The sequence below is a fragment of the Ferrovibrio terrae genome (assembly GCF_943371255.1).
Taxonomy (GTDB): Bacteria; Pseudomonadota; Alphaproteobacteria; order Ferrovibrionales; family Ferrovibrionaceae; genus Ferrovibrio; species Ferrovibrio terrae_B.
Genome location: NZ_CALRUC010000051.1, coordinates 1 through 18,542 on the forward strand (window position 1 = coordinate 1; position 18,542 = coordinate 18,542).

16 protein-coding genes are annotated in these 18,542 nt (G+C 64.4%); 3 read left to right on the forward strand and 13 right to left on the reverse strand.

The genetic code is table 11. The features are described from left to right. Positions 1-368: 368 nt before the first annotated feature. Positions 369-1,430: an AraC family transcriptional regulator gene (locus AAG799_RS12225; RefSeq protein ID WP_341896225.1), complete on the reverse strand. Its 1,062-nt coding sequence runs from the start codon at positions 1,428-1,430 to the stop codon at positions 369-371. Positions 1,431-1,720: 290 nt separating this feature from the next. On the opposite strand from AAG799_RS12225, the gene AAG799_RS12230 reads away from it, so the two are divergent. Then, entirely contained in the window at positions 1,721-1,972 is a 252-nt protein-coding gene (locus tag AAG799_RS12230) for a hypothetical protein (RefSeq protein WP_341896227.1), read from the forward strand. A 72-nt stretch (positions 1,973-2,044) separates the two neighbouring features. Here the strand turns inward: AAG799_RS12230 and AAG799_RS12235 are convergent, their stop codons facing one another. From AAG799_RS12235 to ileS, 9 genes are all read right to left on the reverse strand, one after another. After that, entirely contained in the window at positions 2,045-2,656 is a 612-nt protein-coding gene (locus AAG799_RS12235; protein ID WP_341896229.1) for a pyridoxamine 5'-phosphate oxidase family protein, read from the reverse strand. 132 nt (positions 2,657-2,788) lie between these two features. Continuing rightward, on the reverse strand, positions 2,789-3,316 hold the full coding sequence (locus AAG799_RS12240) for a protoglobin domain-containing protein (protein ID WP_341896230.1): 528 nt from the start codon (positions 3,314-3,316) through the stop codon (positions 2,789-2,791). A 132-nt stretch (positions 3,317-3,448) separates the two neighbouring features. After that, positions 3,449-5,356 carry a DNA mismatch repair endonuclease MutL gene (gene mutL, locus AAG799_RS12245; protein ID WP_341896232.1) on the reverse strand — a complete coding sequence of 636 codons (1,908 nt, stop codon included), beginning with the start codon at positions 5,354-5,356 and terminating at the stop codon, positions 3,449-3,451. Between the two features lie 4 nt (positions 5,357-5,360). Beyond that, complete coding sequence (locus AAG799_RS12250) at positions 5,361-6,668, reverse strand: pitrilysin family protein (protein ID WP_341896234.1); 1,308 nt, start codon at positions 6,666-6,668, stop codon at positions 5,361-5,363. Continuing rightward, positions 6,668-8,008, reverse strand: a complete 1,341-nt coding sequence (locus tag AAG799_RS12255; protein WP_341896236.1) for a pitrilysin family protein — start codon at positions 8,006-8,008, stop codon at positions 6,668-6,670. Before AAG799_RS12255 ends, AAG799_RS12250 begins: the two co-directional genes overlap by 1 nt. Before the next feature lie 31 nt (positions 8,009-8,039). Then, entirely contained in the window at positions 8,040-8,657 is a 618-nt protein-coding gene (locus tag AAG799_RS12260; protein WP_341896238.1) for a DUF3035 domain-containing protein, read from the reverse strand. Positions 8,658-8,785: 128 nt separating this feature from the next. Next, entirely contained in the window at positions 8,786-10,747 is a 1,962-nt protein-coding gene (locus tag AAG799_RS12265; protein ID WP_341896240.1) for an ATP-binding protein, read from the reverse strand. Between the two features lie 255 nt (positions 10,748-11,002). Further along, positions 11,003-11,482, reverse strand: coding sequence for a signal peptidase II (gene lspA / locus AAG799_RS12270; RefSeq protein WP_341896242.1), 480 nt, complete (start codon positions 11,480-11,482; stop codon positions 11,003-11,005). Further along, the gene (gene ileS / locus AAG799_RS12275; protein WP_341896244.1) at positions 11,479-14,328 is read right to left on the reverse strand and encodes an isoleucine--tRNA ligase; all 2,850 of its coding nucleotides are present in this window, start codon (positions 14,326-14,328) and stop codon (positions 11,479-11,481) included. The genes lspA and ileS overlap by 4 nt, the downstream gene beginning before the upstream one ends. 251 nt (positions 14,329-14,579) lie before the next feature. Here ileS and AAG799_RS12280 point away from each other — a divergent pair, with 251 nt between their 5' ends. Further along, positions 14,580-14,897, forward strand: coding sequence for a hypothetical protein (locus AAG799_RS12280; protein WP_341896246.1), 318 nt, complete (start codon positions 14,580-14,582; stop codon positions 14,895-14,897). 2 nt (positions 14,898-14,899) lie between these two features. On the opposite strand, the gene AAG799_RS12285 is transcribed toward AAG799_RS12280, so the two are convergent. Then, a complete protein-coding gene (locus tag AAG799_RS12285; RefSeq protein WP_341896248.1) occupies positions 14,900-15,823 on the reverse strand; it encodes a bifunctional riboflavin kinase/FAD synthetase in 924 nt (307 codons plus the stop codon). 33 nt (positions 15,824-15,856) lie between these two features. Further along, positions 15,857-16,294: a MaoC family dehydratase gene (locus tag AAG799_RS12290; protein ID WP_341896250.1), complete on the reverse strand. Its 438-nt coding sequence runs from the start codon at positions 16,292-16,294 to the stop codon at positions 15,857-15,859. 131 nt (positions 16,295-16,425) lie between these two features. Here AAG799_RS12290 and AAG799_RS12295 point away from each other — a divergent pair, with 131 nt between their 5' ends. Next, entirely contained in the window at positions 16,426-17,235 is an 810-nt protein-coding gene (locus tag AAG799_RS12295) for an HAD-IIB family hydrolase (RefSeq protein WP_341896252.1), read from the forward strand. On the opposite strand, the gene AAG799_RS12300 is transcribed toward AAG799_RS12295, so the two are convergent. Next, positions 17,232-18,386, reverse strand: coding sequence for an EAL domain-containing protein (locus tag AAG799_RS12300; protein WP_341896254.1), 1,155 nt, complete (start codon positions 18,384-18,386; stop codon positions 17,232-17,234). The two genes, AAG799_RS12295 and AAG799_RS12300, sit on opposite strands and share 4 nt — an antisense overlap. Positions 18,387-18,542 lie beyond the last annotated feature (156 nt).

The following is an 18,542-nucleotide window of genomic DNA, read 5'->3' on the forward strand; positions in this document are numbered from 1 at the left end:
GCTGGCTGAAACCCGATGCGCTGGTGATGGTGGAGACCGACGCCAAGGGATCATTCGCCATCCCGCCCGGCTTCGCGCTGCTGGAGGAGCGCCAGCAGGGCCCGGCGCGGCTGACCTTCCTGCTGCGAAACTGAGCCGGCTGCGGGACCGCCCGGCACACGCAAAACGCGTACTGAAAACTCTTATACTGGCTTATTCGACTTTTATTTCTGCTTATTCCAGGCTTAAAACGGCTTATCCGGGGCTTATGGCGGCTTATTCCGGGCTTGCTTCAGCTTATTCCGTGAAACACCGCTTGCGAAACACACGTCAAAATGGTGGGCCTGCAGGTCATATAGGCAGGGATTTTCAGCCGGCAAGAGCCCGGATCACTCCATCCCGCCGCGCGCGAGGGTCTTGCCCCAGTGCCACATCAGCTCGATATCCTCCGCCGGCGAATGCCCGGCCGTCACCAGTTCGATCCGCGTGGACAGCCCCGCGCGTTGCAGCCCGGCATCGCGGGCCTCGCGCGGCGTGATGCCGAAATGGGCCCGGAACAGCGTGCTGAAATGGCTGGGCGAGACGAAGCCGAAATCGAGCGCGATGTCGTAGATGCGACGCTGACCCGGGCCGCTGATGGCCTTGAAGCAGGCCATCAGCCGGCGCCGCTGAATATGGTCGCGCACACCGCCCAACGGCGAGAACAGCCGATACAGCGTGGCGCGCGAGCAACGGAAATGCCGGCACAAACTATCCACGCCCAGCATCGGATCGCGCAGGTTGTCGTCGATATAGCGGCACAGGGTGCGCAGGGTGGCGGATCGTGCCACGGTCGATTCCACATCGCCATGAGTGGACAGGGAATCGAGCAGGCCAATGGTGGCCTGCATGATCACCGGGATTTCGGCAGCCGGGGCCGCGCGCAGGTGACGGCGCAGCGACAGCATGTGATCGCTGAAGATCAGCGCCGATGCCGACTCATCAGGAAACAGCGCGCCAGAAGCATCGACCAGATGCGCCAGTTCCTCCATCAGCAGGTCGCGCGGCAGGATCAGCGTCTGCACCTCGGCATCGGTGGATTTCGCATCCGTATCGAAGGCCAGGTTCACGGCATAGATGTTGCCCGGCTTTTCCAGAAATGTCTTGCTGCCGTTGATGCCGCCGTTTGTGCCGCGCACATAGAGTTGCAGCATCAGGTGATCGGCATCGTCGTTACGCGCCATCCAGCGCGGATCGCGGCGAAAATGCTGGGCGGAAAACGTGGTATCGGCGAACAGCGCCCGGCCGAGATGATATTGGTGGATCGTCGGCGTGCCGGCTGCACCGATCGGCTGGGCATCGAAATAGGGCGTGATGGATTCACGCCATAACGGTGCCAGCACCTCATCCGGCACCATGCCGGGCACGAGCGATGCCCTTGGAATCGACGCCTGGGGGATCTGGGGGGCCATTCTGTGCCGTCTTTCACCCTGATTCGCCGCCTGCCCGCGGCAAGCCATAGTTCCACGCCAGACCGCAGCAATGCAACGCCGAAGCGACCGCAAGGCCCGGCCATCCAAAGGCTTCTATCTCCCGGGACTGAAGCCCCGGGCGGGATATTGAAACACCGGGGCAACACTTCCGAGACAGTGGGACAATATCGCGCCGCCGGACAGGGCTAAACTAACGTTGTCTCAGAAAGAGTCTGCCTCGATGGGCCTCAGAATGGGGTTGGCACGGGGCTATGAAGAGGGGATCAACCATGGGCGACCGCAAAAAGACCGACCAATCAAGCACATCCGTCCCTGCAACCACATCTGTCGTCTTGCTGGCCGCGCATCGCAAGCATGACGATAGCGCGCATCCCAGCTTTAAAACCCTGATCGATTTCGACCTGGCCGCTGAAACCGCGTCGCTGGACGCCGGCCGTGTCTCGCAGGTTCTGGCCGCAGATTCCCTGCCGCTGGCCAACCTGCAGCCGGGGGCGCTGCCAAAACTGCTGCAGCGACCATAACCGGTTGCCGGGAGATCCGCCCTCCGAGGGGGTGGGGCGGGTCTCACTCATCCGACCGGATAGCGCGGCCCGCTACCACATCGATGCTTTGGCACGCTCCGGCCATTCACGGTCATAGGTCTCGCCACCGACCCGGTTGTTGCTCAGGGCCGCCAGGATCTGGCCGGCCGTGGGCAGGGTTTTCGGATCGACATGCAGCGCCGGGTTCCACAGATCGGCGCGCACGATGGCGCGGGCGCATTGGAAATACACCGCATCCACCGCGATCACGATCACCGAGCGCGGCGCCTTGCCTTCCATCCTGAAACTGTCGAGCAGGGCCGGATCGGTGTCGAGATGGGCGCGGCCATTGATGCGCAGCGTATTGCCCGAACCGGGGATCACGAACAGCAGACCGACGCGCGGATCGCGCACGATGTTGCGAAGTGAGTCGACGCGGTTGTTGCCGCGCCGGTCCGGGAGCATCAGCGTGCGATCATCATGGATGCGCACGAAACCGGCACGGTCGCCGCGCGGCGAGCAGTCGAGCCCTTCCGGGCCTGCCGTGGCCAGTGCCACGAAGGGCGAGGACTCGATATAGGCGCGATATTCTGGCGAGATATAGGCGATCTCCTTGGCGGTCGAGGCTTCTCCCGGCTGGCCGTAGAGCGTTTCAAGATCTTCGACGGTTTTGATGATGGTCATGCATATGTCCCTGGCGAGAGGATCGATATGCCCGTTATTTGCCATGACCGCGCGCATCGCGCCACGGATCATTGATGACATTTTACGCGGTATGCAGCGGCACTATATTTCAGCGCCGGGTTAACGACATCCCTAGTCGCGCTGATCGCCCTGCAACGCGCTGACCATGAAGGCGGTGAGCGTGATCGACATGTCGAACAGGATCACCTTCGATACCGAACCGGTGGCCGCGACGAAATCGCTGCCGCGATAGTCGGTGGTGACCACCTGCAGGAAACTGGAGAGGAAGTAGTTGTAGCCCGCGATGTACATCGGCGGCGAGACATGCGCCTTGTAATGCACATGGCCGATAGTCAGTGCGGCGATGACATACTCGTCGTCATAATGCCCTTGCAGAACCCGCAGCCAATGCCGCTGCAGATGCTGGCGGATCACGTCGCTGTCGTGGTTCTGGAAGATGCGCTCGGTTTCCGGGAAACGGCGCAGGAAGTCGTAAAACCGCGCTGACAGGCCGTTAAGATGAGCCTGCAGGATCGGCTGGACCGCCTTGAGATTCTGCCGCGTCAGATCGGTGATACCAAACCGTAGAAAGCGCGACGGCAAATCGATCTTCCTGGCCAGAAGCTGTACTTCCGGACTGGCGTGGAGGTAAGCGTCCATGTTCCTCCCGAGCGCGATGACATTGTATCGGCTCGATACAACCCTATCGTGATCGGCTGGCCATGCAAGGAAATAGCATACGTAGACGCAGCTTAGCCGCGCCTGCTCCGCATACGGCGATGTTCAGGCGATTCAACGCCGGCCGAACAGCTTCTCGATATCGGCGAGCTTGAGTTCCACATAGGTGGGACGGCCATGGTTGCACTGGCCGGAATGCGGCGTGGCTTCCATCTGGCGCAGCAGCGCATTCATCTCGTCCAAGGTCAGCCGGCGGCCGGCGCGCACGCTGCCATGGCAGGCCATGGTGCCGCAGACCTCTTCCAGCTTTTCCTTCAGCGGCAGCACATTGTCGTATTCGGCAATCGCATCGACCAGATCGCGCACCAGATTCTGCACGGCAACATCACCCAGCAGCGCCGGCACCTCGCGCACCACCACAGCACCTGCGCCGAACCCTTCCAGCACCAGGCCGAGTTCAGCCAACTCATCGGCACGGGCGGCAAGCCGCGCGGCTTCGGGCTCGGTGAGTTCCACCACCTCGGGCAGCAGCAGGGCCTGACGCGGCACGCGGCCGGATTCGAGATTGACCTTCATGCGCTCGTAGACCAGGCGCTCATGGGCAGCATGCTGGTCGACGATGACAATGCCATCGGCAGTCTGCGCCACGATATAGGTTTCATGCAGCTGGCCGCGTGCGGCACCCAGCGGATAGCTCTGTAGCGGCACCGGAGCGACGCCGGCATCCTCATTGCGTGCACCCGGCGCCAGCCCCTCGGCGATGGCAACGATCTCGCCGGTGGCATCGCGCGAGAAATCGCCCGCCGAAAAATCTCCCTGGGGAGCATTGTAGAGCGCGGCGGCCTCGGCCAGGCCGGGCAGCGAAGTGGGCCGCAGATTGTCATAGCCGCGCCAGCGCGAATTGTTGCCGCCGCCGAAGGTCGACTGGAAGGGCAGCGGCATGGTGGGAGCATTCTGAGGGCGCAGCGCGCCGAGTGCTGCCTGCGCCACCGTGGTGCTGGCGCGATGGCCGGCCTCGGCCAGCGCATGGCGCAGCGCGCCGACGATCAGGCCGCGCACCAGGCCTGGATCGCGGAAGCGCACCTCTGCCTTGGCCGGATGCACGTTGACATCGACCTGTTCGGCCGGCACCTCGAGAAACAGCGCCACCACTGGATGGCGGTCATGGCTGAGGAAATCGGCATAGGCGCCCTTCACAGCGCCGACAAACAGCTTGTCGCGCACCGGGCGGCCATTGACGAAGAGATACTGATGCTGGGCATTGCCGCGATTATAGGTCGGCAGGCCGGCATAGCCGGTGAGATGGATGCCCTCGCGCTCGGCCTTGATCGGCACGGCATTGTCGGCGAAGTCGCGGCCGAGAATCTGCTCCAGCCGACCCAGCCGCTGCGTGTTGGCCGGATCGTCCAGCAGGTTGTCGGGCACCGCATCGGCGCGGAAGCTGGTGCGGCCATCCTGCTGCAGGGTGAAGGCGATGCCGGCATGTGCCATCGCCAGCCGCTTGACGATTTCCTGCACGGCGAGGTCTTCGGCGCGGTCGGTCTTGAGGAATTTCAGCCGCGCCGGCACGGCATAGAACAGGTCGCGCACCTCAATGCGGGTGCCCTTGCCGGCCGCCGCCGGCTTCACGGCGCCGACCTTGCCGGCATCAACCTCGAGTTGCCAGGCACTGTCGCTGTCGGGCTGGCGTGTCATCAGGTTCAAACGCGCAACCGCACCGATCGAGGGCAGTGCCTCGCCGCGAAACCCGAGCCAGCGGATATCCAGCAGGTCGTCGCCCGGCAGCTTGGAGGTGGCGTGGCGTTCGACCGCGATGGCGAGATCGTCGCGCGCCATGCCCTTGCCGTCATCGGCGACGCTGATCAGGGTGCGGCCGCCGGCGGCGGTGGCGATATCGATGCGGCGCGCGCCGGCATCGATGGCATTCTCCACCAGTTCCTTCACCGCAGAGGCCGGCCGTTCGACCACCTCGCCGGCGGCGATGCGGTTGACCAGCGTTTCAGGCAGGCGGCGGATCGCCATAGCGTCAGCCACCAAGCCCGGCAGGCTGGCCGACCACGACCACCAGATAGTCGTCGCGCGCGAACAGGCGCTGCGCCACCCGGCGGATATCAGCCTGGGTCACGCCGTTGATCAGGCCGGGATAGGCGTCGATGTAATCCGGCGGCAGGCCGGTATTCTGGATCGCCACCAGCATGCCGGCGATGGCGGCATTGGAGCTGAGCCGCAGCGGGAAAGACCCGGTCATGAAGGATTTCGCCGAGGCCAGCTCGGTATCGGTGATGCCATCCCGGGCGACACGCAGCAATTCGGCGCGCACCAGCCGCAGGGCATCGCCAACCTGGGCATTGGAGGTGGCGAGCGAGCCCGACAGCAGGGATGCCGCCTTGTAGGGGCTCAGCTGGGTACCGACCGAATAGACCAGGCCGCGCTTTTCGCGCACCTCTTCAAACAGGCGCGAGGCCATGCCGCCGCCACCCAGCACCTGGTTCAGCACGGTGGCGGCATACCAGTCGGGGTCTTCGCGGGCGATGCCGGGCGCGCCGAAGATCACGATGCTCTGCGGATTGGGGAACGGAATCACCACCGGCTGCGCAGCGGTCTTCGGCGTCACCTGCGCCGGCAATGCCACCTTGGCCTGGGCCGGCAGGGCACCGAAGCTGGCATCGACCAGACGGGCGAGATCGTCGGGCGCGATATCGCCGACGGCGCCGATCACCAGGTTGCTGCGGGCAAGCAGGTCACGGGTGAAACCAGCCATCGCCGCGCGATCGATGCGCTCCAGGCTGTCGGCGCTGGCCGAGGAACGGCGGCCATAGGGGTGGTCGCCATAGGCCAGCTGGGCGAAGCGCTCGCCCGCCAGCGCATTGGGGCTGGCGCGGCTGCGTTCATAGGCCACGCGCGCCTGCGCCTTGATGCGCTGCACCGGTTCGTCGTCGAAGCGCGGCGCGGTCAGCGCCAGTTTCAGCAGCTCAAACGCGCGATTGCGATGCTGGCTCAGCGTGCGCAGCGTCACCGTGGTGTAATCGCGCTCGGTGCTGAAATCGACCGCAATCGCGGCTTCCTGCAGCGCGGTCTGGTAGTCGTCATCCGACAGATCGCCGGCACCCTCGGTGAGCAGGCCGGTGGCCAGCTGTGCCAAGCCCTCCTGCCCCAGCGGATCGCTGGACGAACCGCCACGCCAGGTCGCCTGCAGCGCCAGCATCGGGATCGCCGGTTCGCGCACGAACCAGACCTCGAGGCCGAGCGGGGTCTTGATCCGCTCGATCTTCGGTGCGGCTTCAGCCGAGACCGCGGCGCAGAGCAGCAGAACGGCGAGAAGGATGCGGCGCATCAGCTCTGCTCCTTGGGCAGCAGATAACCGGTGACAGACCGGCGCAGGTCGAACACATAACGGGCGGCGGCCAGCACCTGGTCGCGCGTCACCGCATCGACCAGCCGGGGCCAGGCCTCGACATCCTCCACCGTCAGCCCGGTGGTGAGCGCCACGCCGAAGATGCGCGCGGCACCCGAGAGGCCATCGCGGGCGAACACGGTTTCGGCCTGCATGCCGGTACGGGCGCGGCGCATCTCGTCGTCGCCGATGCCATCGGACAGCAGATCGGCGATCACGCGATCCAGCGCCGCCTCCACCTCTTCCAGCTTGCGGCCGCGCTTGGGCGAGGCGCTGAAGCCGAAAGTGCCGGGATCGAGCGACAGCGAGGAATACCAGGCGCCGGCCGATACTGCCGGCCCGTCGCCCCTGACCAGCGCCTTGTGCAGGCGGCCGGTCGGCGCATTCAGAATCTCGGCCAGCACGGCGAGCGGCACGGCATGCTGCTTCTCGCCGGCCGAGCGGCTGGGCGCCAGATAGGTGCGTCGCATCGAAGGCTGGGTGACGCGGCCGTCGGTCATGCTGAGCCGGCGCGCGGCGAGCTGGTTGGGTTCCTGCGGGCGGAAGCGCGGCGGAACCGGGCGCATCGGGATCATGCCGTAGTATTTTTCGGCGAGTGCCTTCAGCTCTGCCGGGCGCACATCGCCGGCGACGATCAGGATGGCATTGTTGGGCGCGTAATGGGTGCGGTAGAAGGTCATCGCATCATCCAGGGTCAGTCGCTGGATTTCCGCCGGCCAGCCGATCACCGGGCGGCCGTAAGGGTGGCTGAGATACTGCGCGGCATCGAGCTGTTCGCCGAACAGCGCACCCGGATTGTTGTCAGTGCGGCTGAGCCGCTCTTCCATCACCACCTGCAGCTCCGGCTTGGCGTCGGCAGCCCTGGGATTGAGCTGGCTCATGCGCTCGGCTTCCATGCGCATCACCAGTTCAAGCCGGTCGCGCGCAATGGTCTGGAAATAGCCGGTATAATCAGATGAGGTGAAGGCATTGTCGCGGCCGCCTTCGCGCGACACGATCTTGGAGAACTCGCCCGGCGGCACGCTGGGCGTGCCCTTGAACATCAGATGTTCCAGGTAATGCGCCACGCCTGACACGCCCGGCGCCTCGTCGGCAGCGCCGACGCGATACCACACCATGTGATGCACGACAGGCGCGCGGTGATCCTCGATCAGAACCACCTGCATGCCGTTGCCGAGCATGAACTGGGTCGGATTGAAAACCTGCGCCCGGCTGTCGCCGGGGGCGCCCGCAAGCCATAGAACAGCTGCGGACAGGACGGCGATCAGGCGGTTGCGCACAGGCAGCTCCGTGGACTGGGGGAAAGCTCCGTCAGAAAACACCCTCAAGCGGGCCGCGTTCGCGGCGCTTGATGGTCGGCACTGTGCCGGTGGTGGACGGCTTGCCGGTCGCCGCATTCTCGCGCAGGCGCTGGGCTTCCTTGGCCGGATCGACGGCCAGGCCGGGCTCTTCTGATCTCTGCCAGAACATCAGACGGTCGACAAAGCGGCGGTCACGCTCGGCGAGCTGGGTGAATTCGTCATTCACCTTGCGGCGGATATCGGGATCGGCATTGCCGGCGCGCGCCTGCTGCAGCAGCGCCTGCTCGCCGGCCGAGCGCGGCTGGTTGGCCACGGCCCCACGGCTCAGCGGGGTGATCTGGCCGGCCGCATCGGTGCTGTTGCCACCGAAGGCGGCAGCCGCGCGGTCACGGGCCGGCACTTCCTGCGGGCGCGGTGCACCCGGATCCGGCGGGCGCAGGCCGAACTCCGGCGGCAGCACCAGCGGCGCCTTGGTGACAACGACGAATTCATCCGGCGACTTCTTGGTCAGGCCAAGCGCCTCCTTGGTGGAGTCGCAGCCGGTCAGCGCCACAGCACAAGCCAGCAGCGCGAGGCCGCCGACAGACGGCAGGCGCAGATGTCGGCCGGCAATGTTCGGTCGACCCATGGCAAAACGATCCCTTGTTGAACGCGAGGCGGGGGATTTTAGCCCCGCGGCCGGTTCCGGCACAAGGGTGCCCGCTGCTCTCTACATCCCGGAAATAGCGCGGATTTCCGCGCCCGCACTTTGTCGTGTCAGGCCACTGCCGGGGTTCGGCCGGGCAGCCGGATGATCGCCACCGTGCCGCCCGATTCGCCGCTGGCGATCGACAGGGTGCCGCCATGCAGCTCGACGAATTTGCGGCTGATCGCCAGCCCAAGGCCTGTGCCCTCGCTGCGGCGGCGAATATTGGGGTCGCCCTGCCAGAACGGCTCGAAAATCCGCGCCAGATCCTCGGCCCGGATGCCCACGCCGGTATCCCGTACCGTGATCGTCAGGCTGCCATCGGAACCGCTGCTGCCGGTCACCCGGACGGCACCGCCCGATGGCGTGAACTTGATCGCATTGGACAGCAGGTTGAGCAGCACCTGCTTGATGGCGCGGGCATCGATGCGCGCCGGCGGCAGCGCGGAGGGGAATTCGTCGATCAGGTCGATATCGGCTTCCTGGGCGCGGCCCTTCACGATGGTGAGGCAGTCGCCGATCACCGTGGGCAGGTCGACATCCTCCAGCGACAGCTCGTAGCGGCCGGCCTCGATCTTCGACATGTCGAGGATGTCGTTGATGACATGCAGCAGATGCCGGGCGCTCATCACGATGTCTTCGGCATAGTCGAAATAGCGGTCGGAATTGGCGCCCCACATGCGCAGGGTGATCACCTCGGCAAAGCCGATGATGGCATTGAGCGGCGTGCGCAGTTCATGGCTCATATTGGCCAGGAATTCCGACTTGGCGCGATTGGCCGCGATGGCATGCTCGCGCTCGCGCGCATAGGACGATGCCAGCCGCTCAAGATCCTCGGCCTGGGCGCGCAGGCGGCTGTTGGCTTCATCGAGCGCCTTTTCCGCCAGCTTGCGTTCGGAGATATCGAGCGCGATGGAGATCACGCCGGTCACCGCGCCATTGGCGTCGAACAGCGGCACCTTGCTTTCCAGCATGGTCAGATGCGGCGCATCGATCATGTAGTAGGTGCGTTCCACATTCAGCACCGGCGCCCCGGACGCGATCATCGCGGCCTCGTTGTCATCGCTGAAGCGGACGAAGTCGTCGCGCTTGTCCGGGTGGATGCCGGGCAGCGGCAGCTCGCGCAGATGGCGGCCGATAATCAGGTCGGCCGGCAGGCCGAACACATCGGAACAGCGGCTGTTAACCAGCATGTAGCGGCCATCGGCGTCCTTCAGCGTGATCGGTGCCGGGATCGCATCCAGCACGACGCGCAGCATTTCGCGGTTGCGTTCCACCTCGGCGAGATATTCGCCACCGGCGCCCAGGATGGCATTGACCCGCTCGGTGAGCATGCCGAACTCGTCCCGCTCATGGCCTTTGGGCACGGTGATGCCGGTTTCCTGCGGCCGGCGCGGATCGGCGCGTTCGATCTGCGCCACCAGATTGAGCAGCGGCCGGGTCAGGGTGAAATAGAACAGCACGGCCAGGATCAGCGCGAGCACGAAATTGCGCACAAAGCCGGTGACAATCACCACCCAGGTGCGGCTGAGGATGCTGCGCGCCAGCAGGGTACCATCGACATCGACGCGCATCTCGCCGACCAGGTCGCGATCGCGCGGACCATAGAGCGGTCGGATCAGCGTTTCATCGGTGGATGGCAGCAAGAGGGCGAATGTCTCCGCCACGCCCCAGGCATCCTCGCTCTTTGGCGGCGTCGGGGTCTGACCGCGCTCCTGCATCGCCATGCGGCGCCCATAATTGTCATAGATCTCGGCACGCCAGATCGGCTGATATAGCAGCAGGCCGCTGACCACGCGCGCAGCCAGCTGTTCATCGAGCGCATAGGCTGCCTGCGAGGCGGCGTCGTTCAGCATATCCATCACCTGGGTGACGGTGGCTTCACGCTGGTTGACCTCATTGCGGATATCGAGGGCGATCTGGAACAGGCTGGAGAAGAAGCCCAGTAACAGCGCCGCAATCACCGTCACCTTGACCTGACGGGCGGAGAGCTGATGGCGCGCGGAATGGCGTGCGGGCGCGGGCAGCGTCATGCGCGTCCTGCGATCCCAGCCGCGCCGGCAATGACTTGCCTGACGACCTTTTGCTTTTGTGCGGCGGGCAACGGACTGTCACAGCCTGTCGCCACCCCTTTTCCGGAACGGCCTTGCCGTCCGGTCCACCCCGACCGAAGCATCCTGCCTCTCGTCCGCACGTCACCTCTAGGGGGATGCTGCCACCATTCGCGTCCGGGCGCAACGAATCGAGGGAACGCCTACCTCAAGTAGCGATCCGATCCCCCGGGCGTCTTAAGAGGCCGTCTTCTGGGGCCGGAAGCCGTCGATCAGCAGCAGGACGACACCGACCACGATGGCGCTGTCGGCCAGATTGAAAGCCGGCCAATGCTGGCCGAAGGCATGGAAATCGAGGAAATCGAACACCGCACCGAAGCGCAGCCGGTCGATCACATTGCCGATCGCCCCGCCAATGATGAGCCCGAGAGCGGCGGCCACCAGCCCGGACTGGCAGCGCCAGAGCCAGAGCCCGAGCCAGACCAGCACGCCGAGCGCGACCCCGATCAGCGTCCAGCTGCGGAAATCGCTGTCTTCCTGGAACAAGCCGAAGCTGACCCCGGAATTCCAGACCATGACCAGGTTGAAGAACGGCGTCACCACGATGCCGGCCGGGTTCTGCTGCATCAGGTCGAGGAAAAACAGCTTGCTGATCTGGTCGGCCACCAGAATGGCGACGGCCAGCAGCAGACCGAAAAGGGGGAGCCGCCGGATCATGCCGCGGACCCGACCGCGCCGGAGACAGCCTCGGCGCAGCGCTTGCACAGGTCGTCATGACCCGGCACATGCCCAACATCCGGCAGGACCTGCCAGCAGCGTTCGCATTTGAGGCCCGAGGCCTGCTGCGGCACGACGGCCACGCCCTTCACGTCCTCGCTGCGGAAGGCATCGGCCGGCCCCTCGCCCACCTGCACGGTGATACCCGAGGTGATGCAGGTTTCGGCAAAATCGATACCCTCCAGCGCGGCGGCATCCTCGGCGGTGACGTAGACCATCGGATGCGCTTGCAGGCTGGCACCGATGCGCTTCTCGGCGCGTTCGATCTCCAGTGCGCCGGTGACGGCACGCCGCACCCGCCGCACCTTCTCCCACTTGGCGCCCAGCGCCGCATCCAGCCATTCGGCAGGAATGGTGGGGAAGAGTTCGCGATGCACACTGCCGTCTTCCGACGGATAGCGCGTCAGCCAGGCTTCTTCCGCCGTGAAGCTGATGAAGGGCGCCAGCCATTTCACCAGGCAGTTGAACAGATGATCCAGCACGGTGCGGGCAGCACGGCGACGGATGCTGGTGGGCGCGTCGCAATACAGCGCATCCTTGCGGATGTCGAAATAGAAGCCCGAAAGATCGACGGCGCAGAAATTATAGATCGCCACATACATGCGGTGGAAATCGTAGGCCTCGCAGCTTTCGCGCACCACCTGGCCCAGTTCGGCCAGACGATGCAGCACCCAGCGCTCCAGCTCCGGCATCTGCGCATGCGGCAGGCGTTCGGATTCCTGGAAGCCGGCCAGGTTGCCGAGCAGGTAGCGCAGCGTGTTGCGCAGGCGGCGATAGGCATCGGATTGTGCCTGGATGATGGTCTTGCCGACGCTGAGGTCTTCGGAGTAATCCGACGACACCACCCACAGGCGCAGGATATCGGCGCCCGACTGCTTGATGACATCCTGCGGCTCGGTGGTATTGCCGAGCGACTTGGACATCTTCCTGCCCTTCTCGTCCAGCGTGAAGCCGTGCGTCAGCACGGCATCGTAGGGCGCGCGGCCGCGCGTGCCGCAGCTTTCCAGCAGGGATGAATGGAACCAGCCGCGATGCTGGTCGGAGCCTTCCAGATACAGCGAGGCCGGCCATTTCAGGTCGGGGCGCTGTTCCAGCACGAAACTGTGCGTCGAACCGGAATCGAACCAGACATCGAGAATGTCGGTCACCATCTTCCAGTCGGACGGCGTGTATTTGTTGCCGAGGAAATCGGCCGGCTGGGCGGTGAACCATGCATCGGCGCCGCCCTTGAGGCATGCCTCGACGATGCGTTCGTTCACTTCCTCGTCCCGCAATAGTTCGCCGGTTTCCTTATTCTCGAATACCGCAATCGGCACGCCCCAGGCACGCTGGCGGCTGATCACCCAGTCGGGACGCTGCTCGATCATTGCATAAAGGCGGTTGCGACCCGAGGCCGGATAGAACTCGGTGGCATCGATGGCGGCCAGCGCCTTCTTGCGCAGGTCGTTGGTGGTCATCGAGATGAACCACTGCGGCGTGTTGCGGAAGATCAGCGGTGCCTTGGAACGCCAGGAATGCGGATACTGGTGGCGCAGGCGGCCCTTGCCGACCAGCGCACCGGCCTCGATCATGGTGGCGATCACGCGGCCATTCGCGTCACCTTCTTTGCCGGCATCGTCCAGCACGCGGGCGGGCCTGTCGCCGCCGAAGATCGGCACATGGCGGAAGTAGCTGCCATCGGCATCGACGGTATGCGGCACCTCGATGCCATTGGCGGTGCCGAGATTGTAGTCATCCGCGCCATGGCCCGGCGCGATATGCACAAAGCCGGTGCCGGCATCCATGGTGACGAAATCGCCGGCCAGCACCGGCACGGCGAACTCATAACCCTGGCCGCGCAGCGGATGGGCACAGACGGTGCCTACAAGATCGGTGCCCTTGAACGTGGCGACGGGCGTGAAGCTTTCGATGGCGCAAGCCTTGGCCACCGTTTCGGCCAGGTCCTTGGCGACGATGATTTCATCGCCCACTTTCGCCAGCGTCTTCTCGCCCACGGTGTCGATACGCAGGCGCAGATACTCGGCGTCTTTCGACAATGCGATGGCGCGGTTGCCCGGCAGGGTCCAGGGCGTGGTGGTCCAGATCACGATGCTGGCGCCTTCCAGCGCCTTCACGCTCGCTGTCACCACCGGGAATTTGACGAATACCGTGGATGAGGTGTGCTCGTGATACTCGACTTCGGCCTCGGCCAGCGCGGTGCGCTCGACGATCGACCACATCACCGGCTTGGAGCCCTTGAACAGGCCGCCATTCATCAGGAATTTCTGGATCTCGCGCACGATCTGGGCTTCGGCGGCGAAGCTCATCGTGGTGTAGGGATTCTTCCAGTCACCGATCACGCCGAGCCGCTTGAATTCCTCGCGCTGCACGCCGATCCAGTGTTCGGCGAAATCGCGGCACTCCTTGCGGAACTCGTCGATCGGCACTTCATCCTTGTTCTTGCCGGCCGCGCGGTATTTTTCCTCGATCTTCCATTCGATCGGCAGGCCGTGGCAGTCCCAGCCCGGCACGTAATTGGCATCGAAGCCCATCATCTGCCGTGAGCGGTTGATGACATCCTTGAGGATCTTGTTCAGCGCGTGGCCGATATGCAGATGGCCGTTGGCATAGGGCGGGCCGTCATGCAGCACATACTGTTCGCGGCCCTTGCTATCGGCGCGCAGCTTTTCGTAGAGGCCGATCTTCTCCCAGCGGGCGAGGATTTCCGGTTCCTTGGCCGGCAGGCCGGCCTTCATCGGGAAATCGGTGGTGGGCAGGAAAACGGTGGGGCGATAGTCGGTGGTCATGGCTCAACTCGGGTGACACGCCTCTGGGCTTGCGCCGGCGCGATGATCTGGGAAAAAGTCGAGGAAATCCCGGGCCTTAGAAAAGGACCGGGCCGCTAATTCGCGGCGCCCGCAGGCCGACCGATATGGCGAATTGCCCAAGCATGGCGATGATTTAGCATTTGGGCCCGGGACTGTCGAGGCGGGCAAACTTGCTCTCAGAAGCAAAAATAAGTTTTAAAAGGCAGGCCTTTTCGCACTAAAAGAAAACCATGTCTCTCAATACAACGAAAATGGCTATTGGACTCCTCGTCCTGATCTGGGGCTTTAATGCCATTATCATTACCAAAACCGCCCCGCCCGCCTGGCTGATGGCGCCGCTGTTTGCTGTATTCTTCGTCGTGGTTTTAATTCAGTCGTTCAAAGTCTTCAAAATGGTGCGAAAGTACATATTCAATCTCAGTGGGCTCGAAAAAGAGCTACAGGCAGAACAGACACCTGCAAACAAGCTTCTCATACTGCTTGTCATTACTTCCATAGCAATAACATTTGTATTGTTTGCTTGGCGTCTCAAAGACGCCGCCAACTGAAATCAACGCCCTGCCATCACGGCCCTAGCCGCCTCGACATCGGCGGCGATCTGGCGCTTCAACGGTTCCGGACCTTCGTATTTCAGCTCGGGCCGCAGAAAGGCGTGGAATTCCACCCGCATCGAACGGCCATAGAGATCGCCGCTGAAATCGAACAGATAGACTTCCAGCTTCACATCGGTCTGATCAAACGTCGGCCGGATGCCCAGACTGGCGACGCCGTCATGCAACTCGCCGTCGAGCACGGCGCGCACGGCATAGATGCCGAATTTCGGCACCTGGAAATCGGTCAGCGCCACATTGGCCGTGGGGAAGCCCAGCTCGCGGCCGCGCTTGTCGCCATGCTCCACCACGCCGAGGATTTCCCAGGGCCGGCCGAGCAGGCGGTTGGCCGTCACCACATCGCCGGCCTCCAGCAGGCTGCGCACGCGCGAGGAGGAATAAGCTTCGCCGTCACCCTGCGCAGAAACCACCGTGACGCCGATATTATGCCGGGCGCCGAGATCGCGCAGCATGTCGGTATTGCCGGCGCGCGCCTTGCCGAAGGTGAAATCGTAGCCGACCACCACATGGCTGAGGCCAAGGTCGCGGGCCAGGATGTGATCGACGAAATCCTGCGGCGACTGCGCCGCCAGCGTGGCATCGAAGGACAGCGCCAGCGTAGCATTGACGCCCAGGCCATCGAGGAGGCGCGCCTTGGTCTCCAGTGCATCGAGCCGGAAGGGCGGCGAAGACGGCACGAAGAAGCGGCGCGGATGCGGCTCGAAGGTGATGACGGCACGCGGCTTTGCGGCCTGATCGGCCTGGGCATGCACGGCGGCGATCAGGGCACGATGGCCCAGATGCACGCCGTCGAAATTGCCGATCGCCGCCACGGCGCCGCGAAGTGCCGGCGGGAAACTGGCGCTGGAACGCAGAAGACGCATGTTGCCGGATAAACCCCTGGTGAAGGGACGCCGTTACCTGGCCTTGCGGCTGACCATCAGGGTGGCGGCGCCATCGATCACCACAGTATCGCCGACCCGGCATTCGCAGGCAAAGGTCACGCGGCGCTTCTCAGGCACGATTTCGCTGATCGTCACCTTGGCCACCACGGTGTCGTCGATGCGCACCGGGGCCTTGAAACGCAGATCCTGCGAGACATAGATGCAGCCCGGGCCGGGCAGCTTGGTGCCGAACACCGTGCTGAGCAGGCTGGCGCCCAGCATGCCATGGGCGATGCGACCCTTGAACGGCGTTGCCGCGGCGAAAGCCTCGTTCAGATGCACCGGATTGGTGTCGCCCGACACATCGGCGAACATGACGATATCGGCCTCGGTCACCGTCTTTTCAAAGACCGCGGACATGCCGACCTGGAGGTCTTCCAGGTAATAGCCGTGCAAGGCCTGATAGGTCATGGCTGGTCCTTTTGTGGGCGACGGGCGGGCGGTTGACGGACTTTTTTGTGGCGGTGACTATAGCCGCCCGCCTGCGCGCCGGGCAACCCGCCCGTTCGCACCTGCAGCATAGACATTTGTATAGCAGACTGATGGCCGATATCCGTGCACTGACCGCTTTCACGCCGCAAAACCGCAGTGGAATCCGCTATGTGCTGACCGATATCGACGACACGCTGACCACCCATGGGCGGTTGCCGGCGGCAGCGTATACGGCGCTGGAACGGCTGGAGGCGGCTGGCTTCAGAGTGATTCCGATCACCGGGCGCCCGGCCGGCTGGTGCGACCTGATCGCCCGCTTCTGGCCGGTGGATGCCATCGTCGGCGAGAATGGCGCGCTGTTCATGCGCTACGACCGCCTGGCGAAAAAGATGCAGCGGCGATTCTTCCAGAGCGAGGCCGAACGTGCGATGGCGCGCAGCAAGCTGACGGCGCTCGGCCAGACCATCCTGCGCGAGGTGCCGGGCTGCGCGCTGGCGTCTGACCAGCAATACCGCGAATGCGACCTGGCGGTGGATTTCTGCGAGGACGTGCCGGCGCTGCCACAGGATGCCATCGACAGGATCGTCGCGCTGTTCGAGGCGGCCGGCGCCACCGCGAAGGTCAGTTCGATTCATGTCAACGGCTGGTTCGGCCACTGGGACAAGCTCTCCATGACACGCGTGCTGTTTGACGAGGTGTACGGGCTGAACCTCGATGCCGTGCGTGACCAGGTGGTGTTCGCCGGCGACAGCCCGAACGACGCGCCGATGTTCGGCTATTTTCCCTACAGCGTCGGTGTGGCCAATGTGCGGCCGTTTCTCGACCGCATTGCGGCCAGGCCCGCCTTTATCACAGCTGGCGAGGGCGGCAGCGGTTTCGTCGAACTGGCCGACGCCCTGATCGCGGCGAAAAAGCCCTAGGCAGCCTTGGCCAGCTTCGGCGGACCGAACAGCAGGCCCTGGCCGAGCGGGAAGTTGAGGTCGGCCAGCTTGAGCAGGTCGGCTTCCGCCTCCACCTTGGTGAGGATCGGCAGCAGGTCGTGCCGCTTGCAGATCTCGTTCAGGTCGGCCAGGTCGACCGGCGATCTGGCAATCGCGTTGACATCGCTGAAGGTGGCCGCGTTGAATTTCAGGAAGCGCACGCCGCTGCGCGCAAGCGTGGCGAAATCGAGGTCAAAACGGTCGATGCCGTCGATCGAGAGCGCAAAGCCCAGCGCCGCCAGCTGGCTCATGCGGTACAGGCCGTTGCGGTCGAGCTGGCGCACGCCCTCGTAGCTGAATTCCAGCACGATATTGGCGGCATGCTCGCGTTCGCGGGTGAGGAAATCATACAGCGGATTGAAGGTCTCGACCTGGGCCAGCATCGCCGGGGTCAGGTTGAGGAAGAAACCGACCTCCTTGGCGCGCTGCTCCAGCTTGCGCACCATCTGCACGCCGCGCAGCAGCATCAGCGCATCGAATTCGGCGCGCAGGCCGGCGGCATCCAGCGCCACCAGGCAGGGCGCGGCGGCATAGGCCTTGCCATCGGCATCGCGCGGACGGGCCAGCAGCTCGAAGAAACGGATGCGGCGCTGTGGCAGGCTGACGATCGGCTGTACATGCAGCTCGACGCGGTTGTTGTTGAGCGCATCGCGCACGGCGTCCAGCAGGGTGCCGTCATCCTGCGGTTCGGGCGTGCGCATCGGATCGGGCAGGATCAGGCGGGGCTCGTTTGCAATATGCGGCGCCTCGGGCATCACCAGATGCGGGCGGGTCAGATGCGGACGCGTCGCGCGTGTCGTCACGATCTCCTCGGCCGGTACGTCGATGGCGGCGCTGCCGGTGGCCGGCTCCTCGCCGCGCAGGCGCAGCACTTCCTCGGCCAGCTGTTCGATCTCGGCAATCAGGCGGTTCTGCACGCGGCGGCGCAGCAGCATCTCGCGCAGCGCCCAGAACATCATCAGCAGACCCAGCGCCAGGAGGCCGGGATGCTGCAGCGCGAGCCCCGGCACCAGGCGGGTCAGCGAGACACCCGCCACCAGCGCGATCAGCGACAGGGCGGCGAAGGTGAGCAGTCCGGGCAGGGTCGGCATGGGCAAACGCCTCGGCAGAAGGCGGCCAGATCAGGCTGGTCCGCCGGGATGACAACGCTATAGTTAAGTCCGGGTAGTGTTAATGGAGCCTGAATCGATGGCCGGTCACGATAAGGACACAGCAAATCAAGCAGTTACGCCCTTGCCCATGCCCTC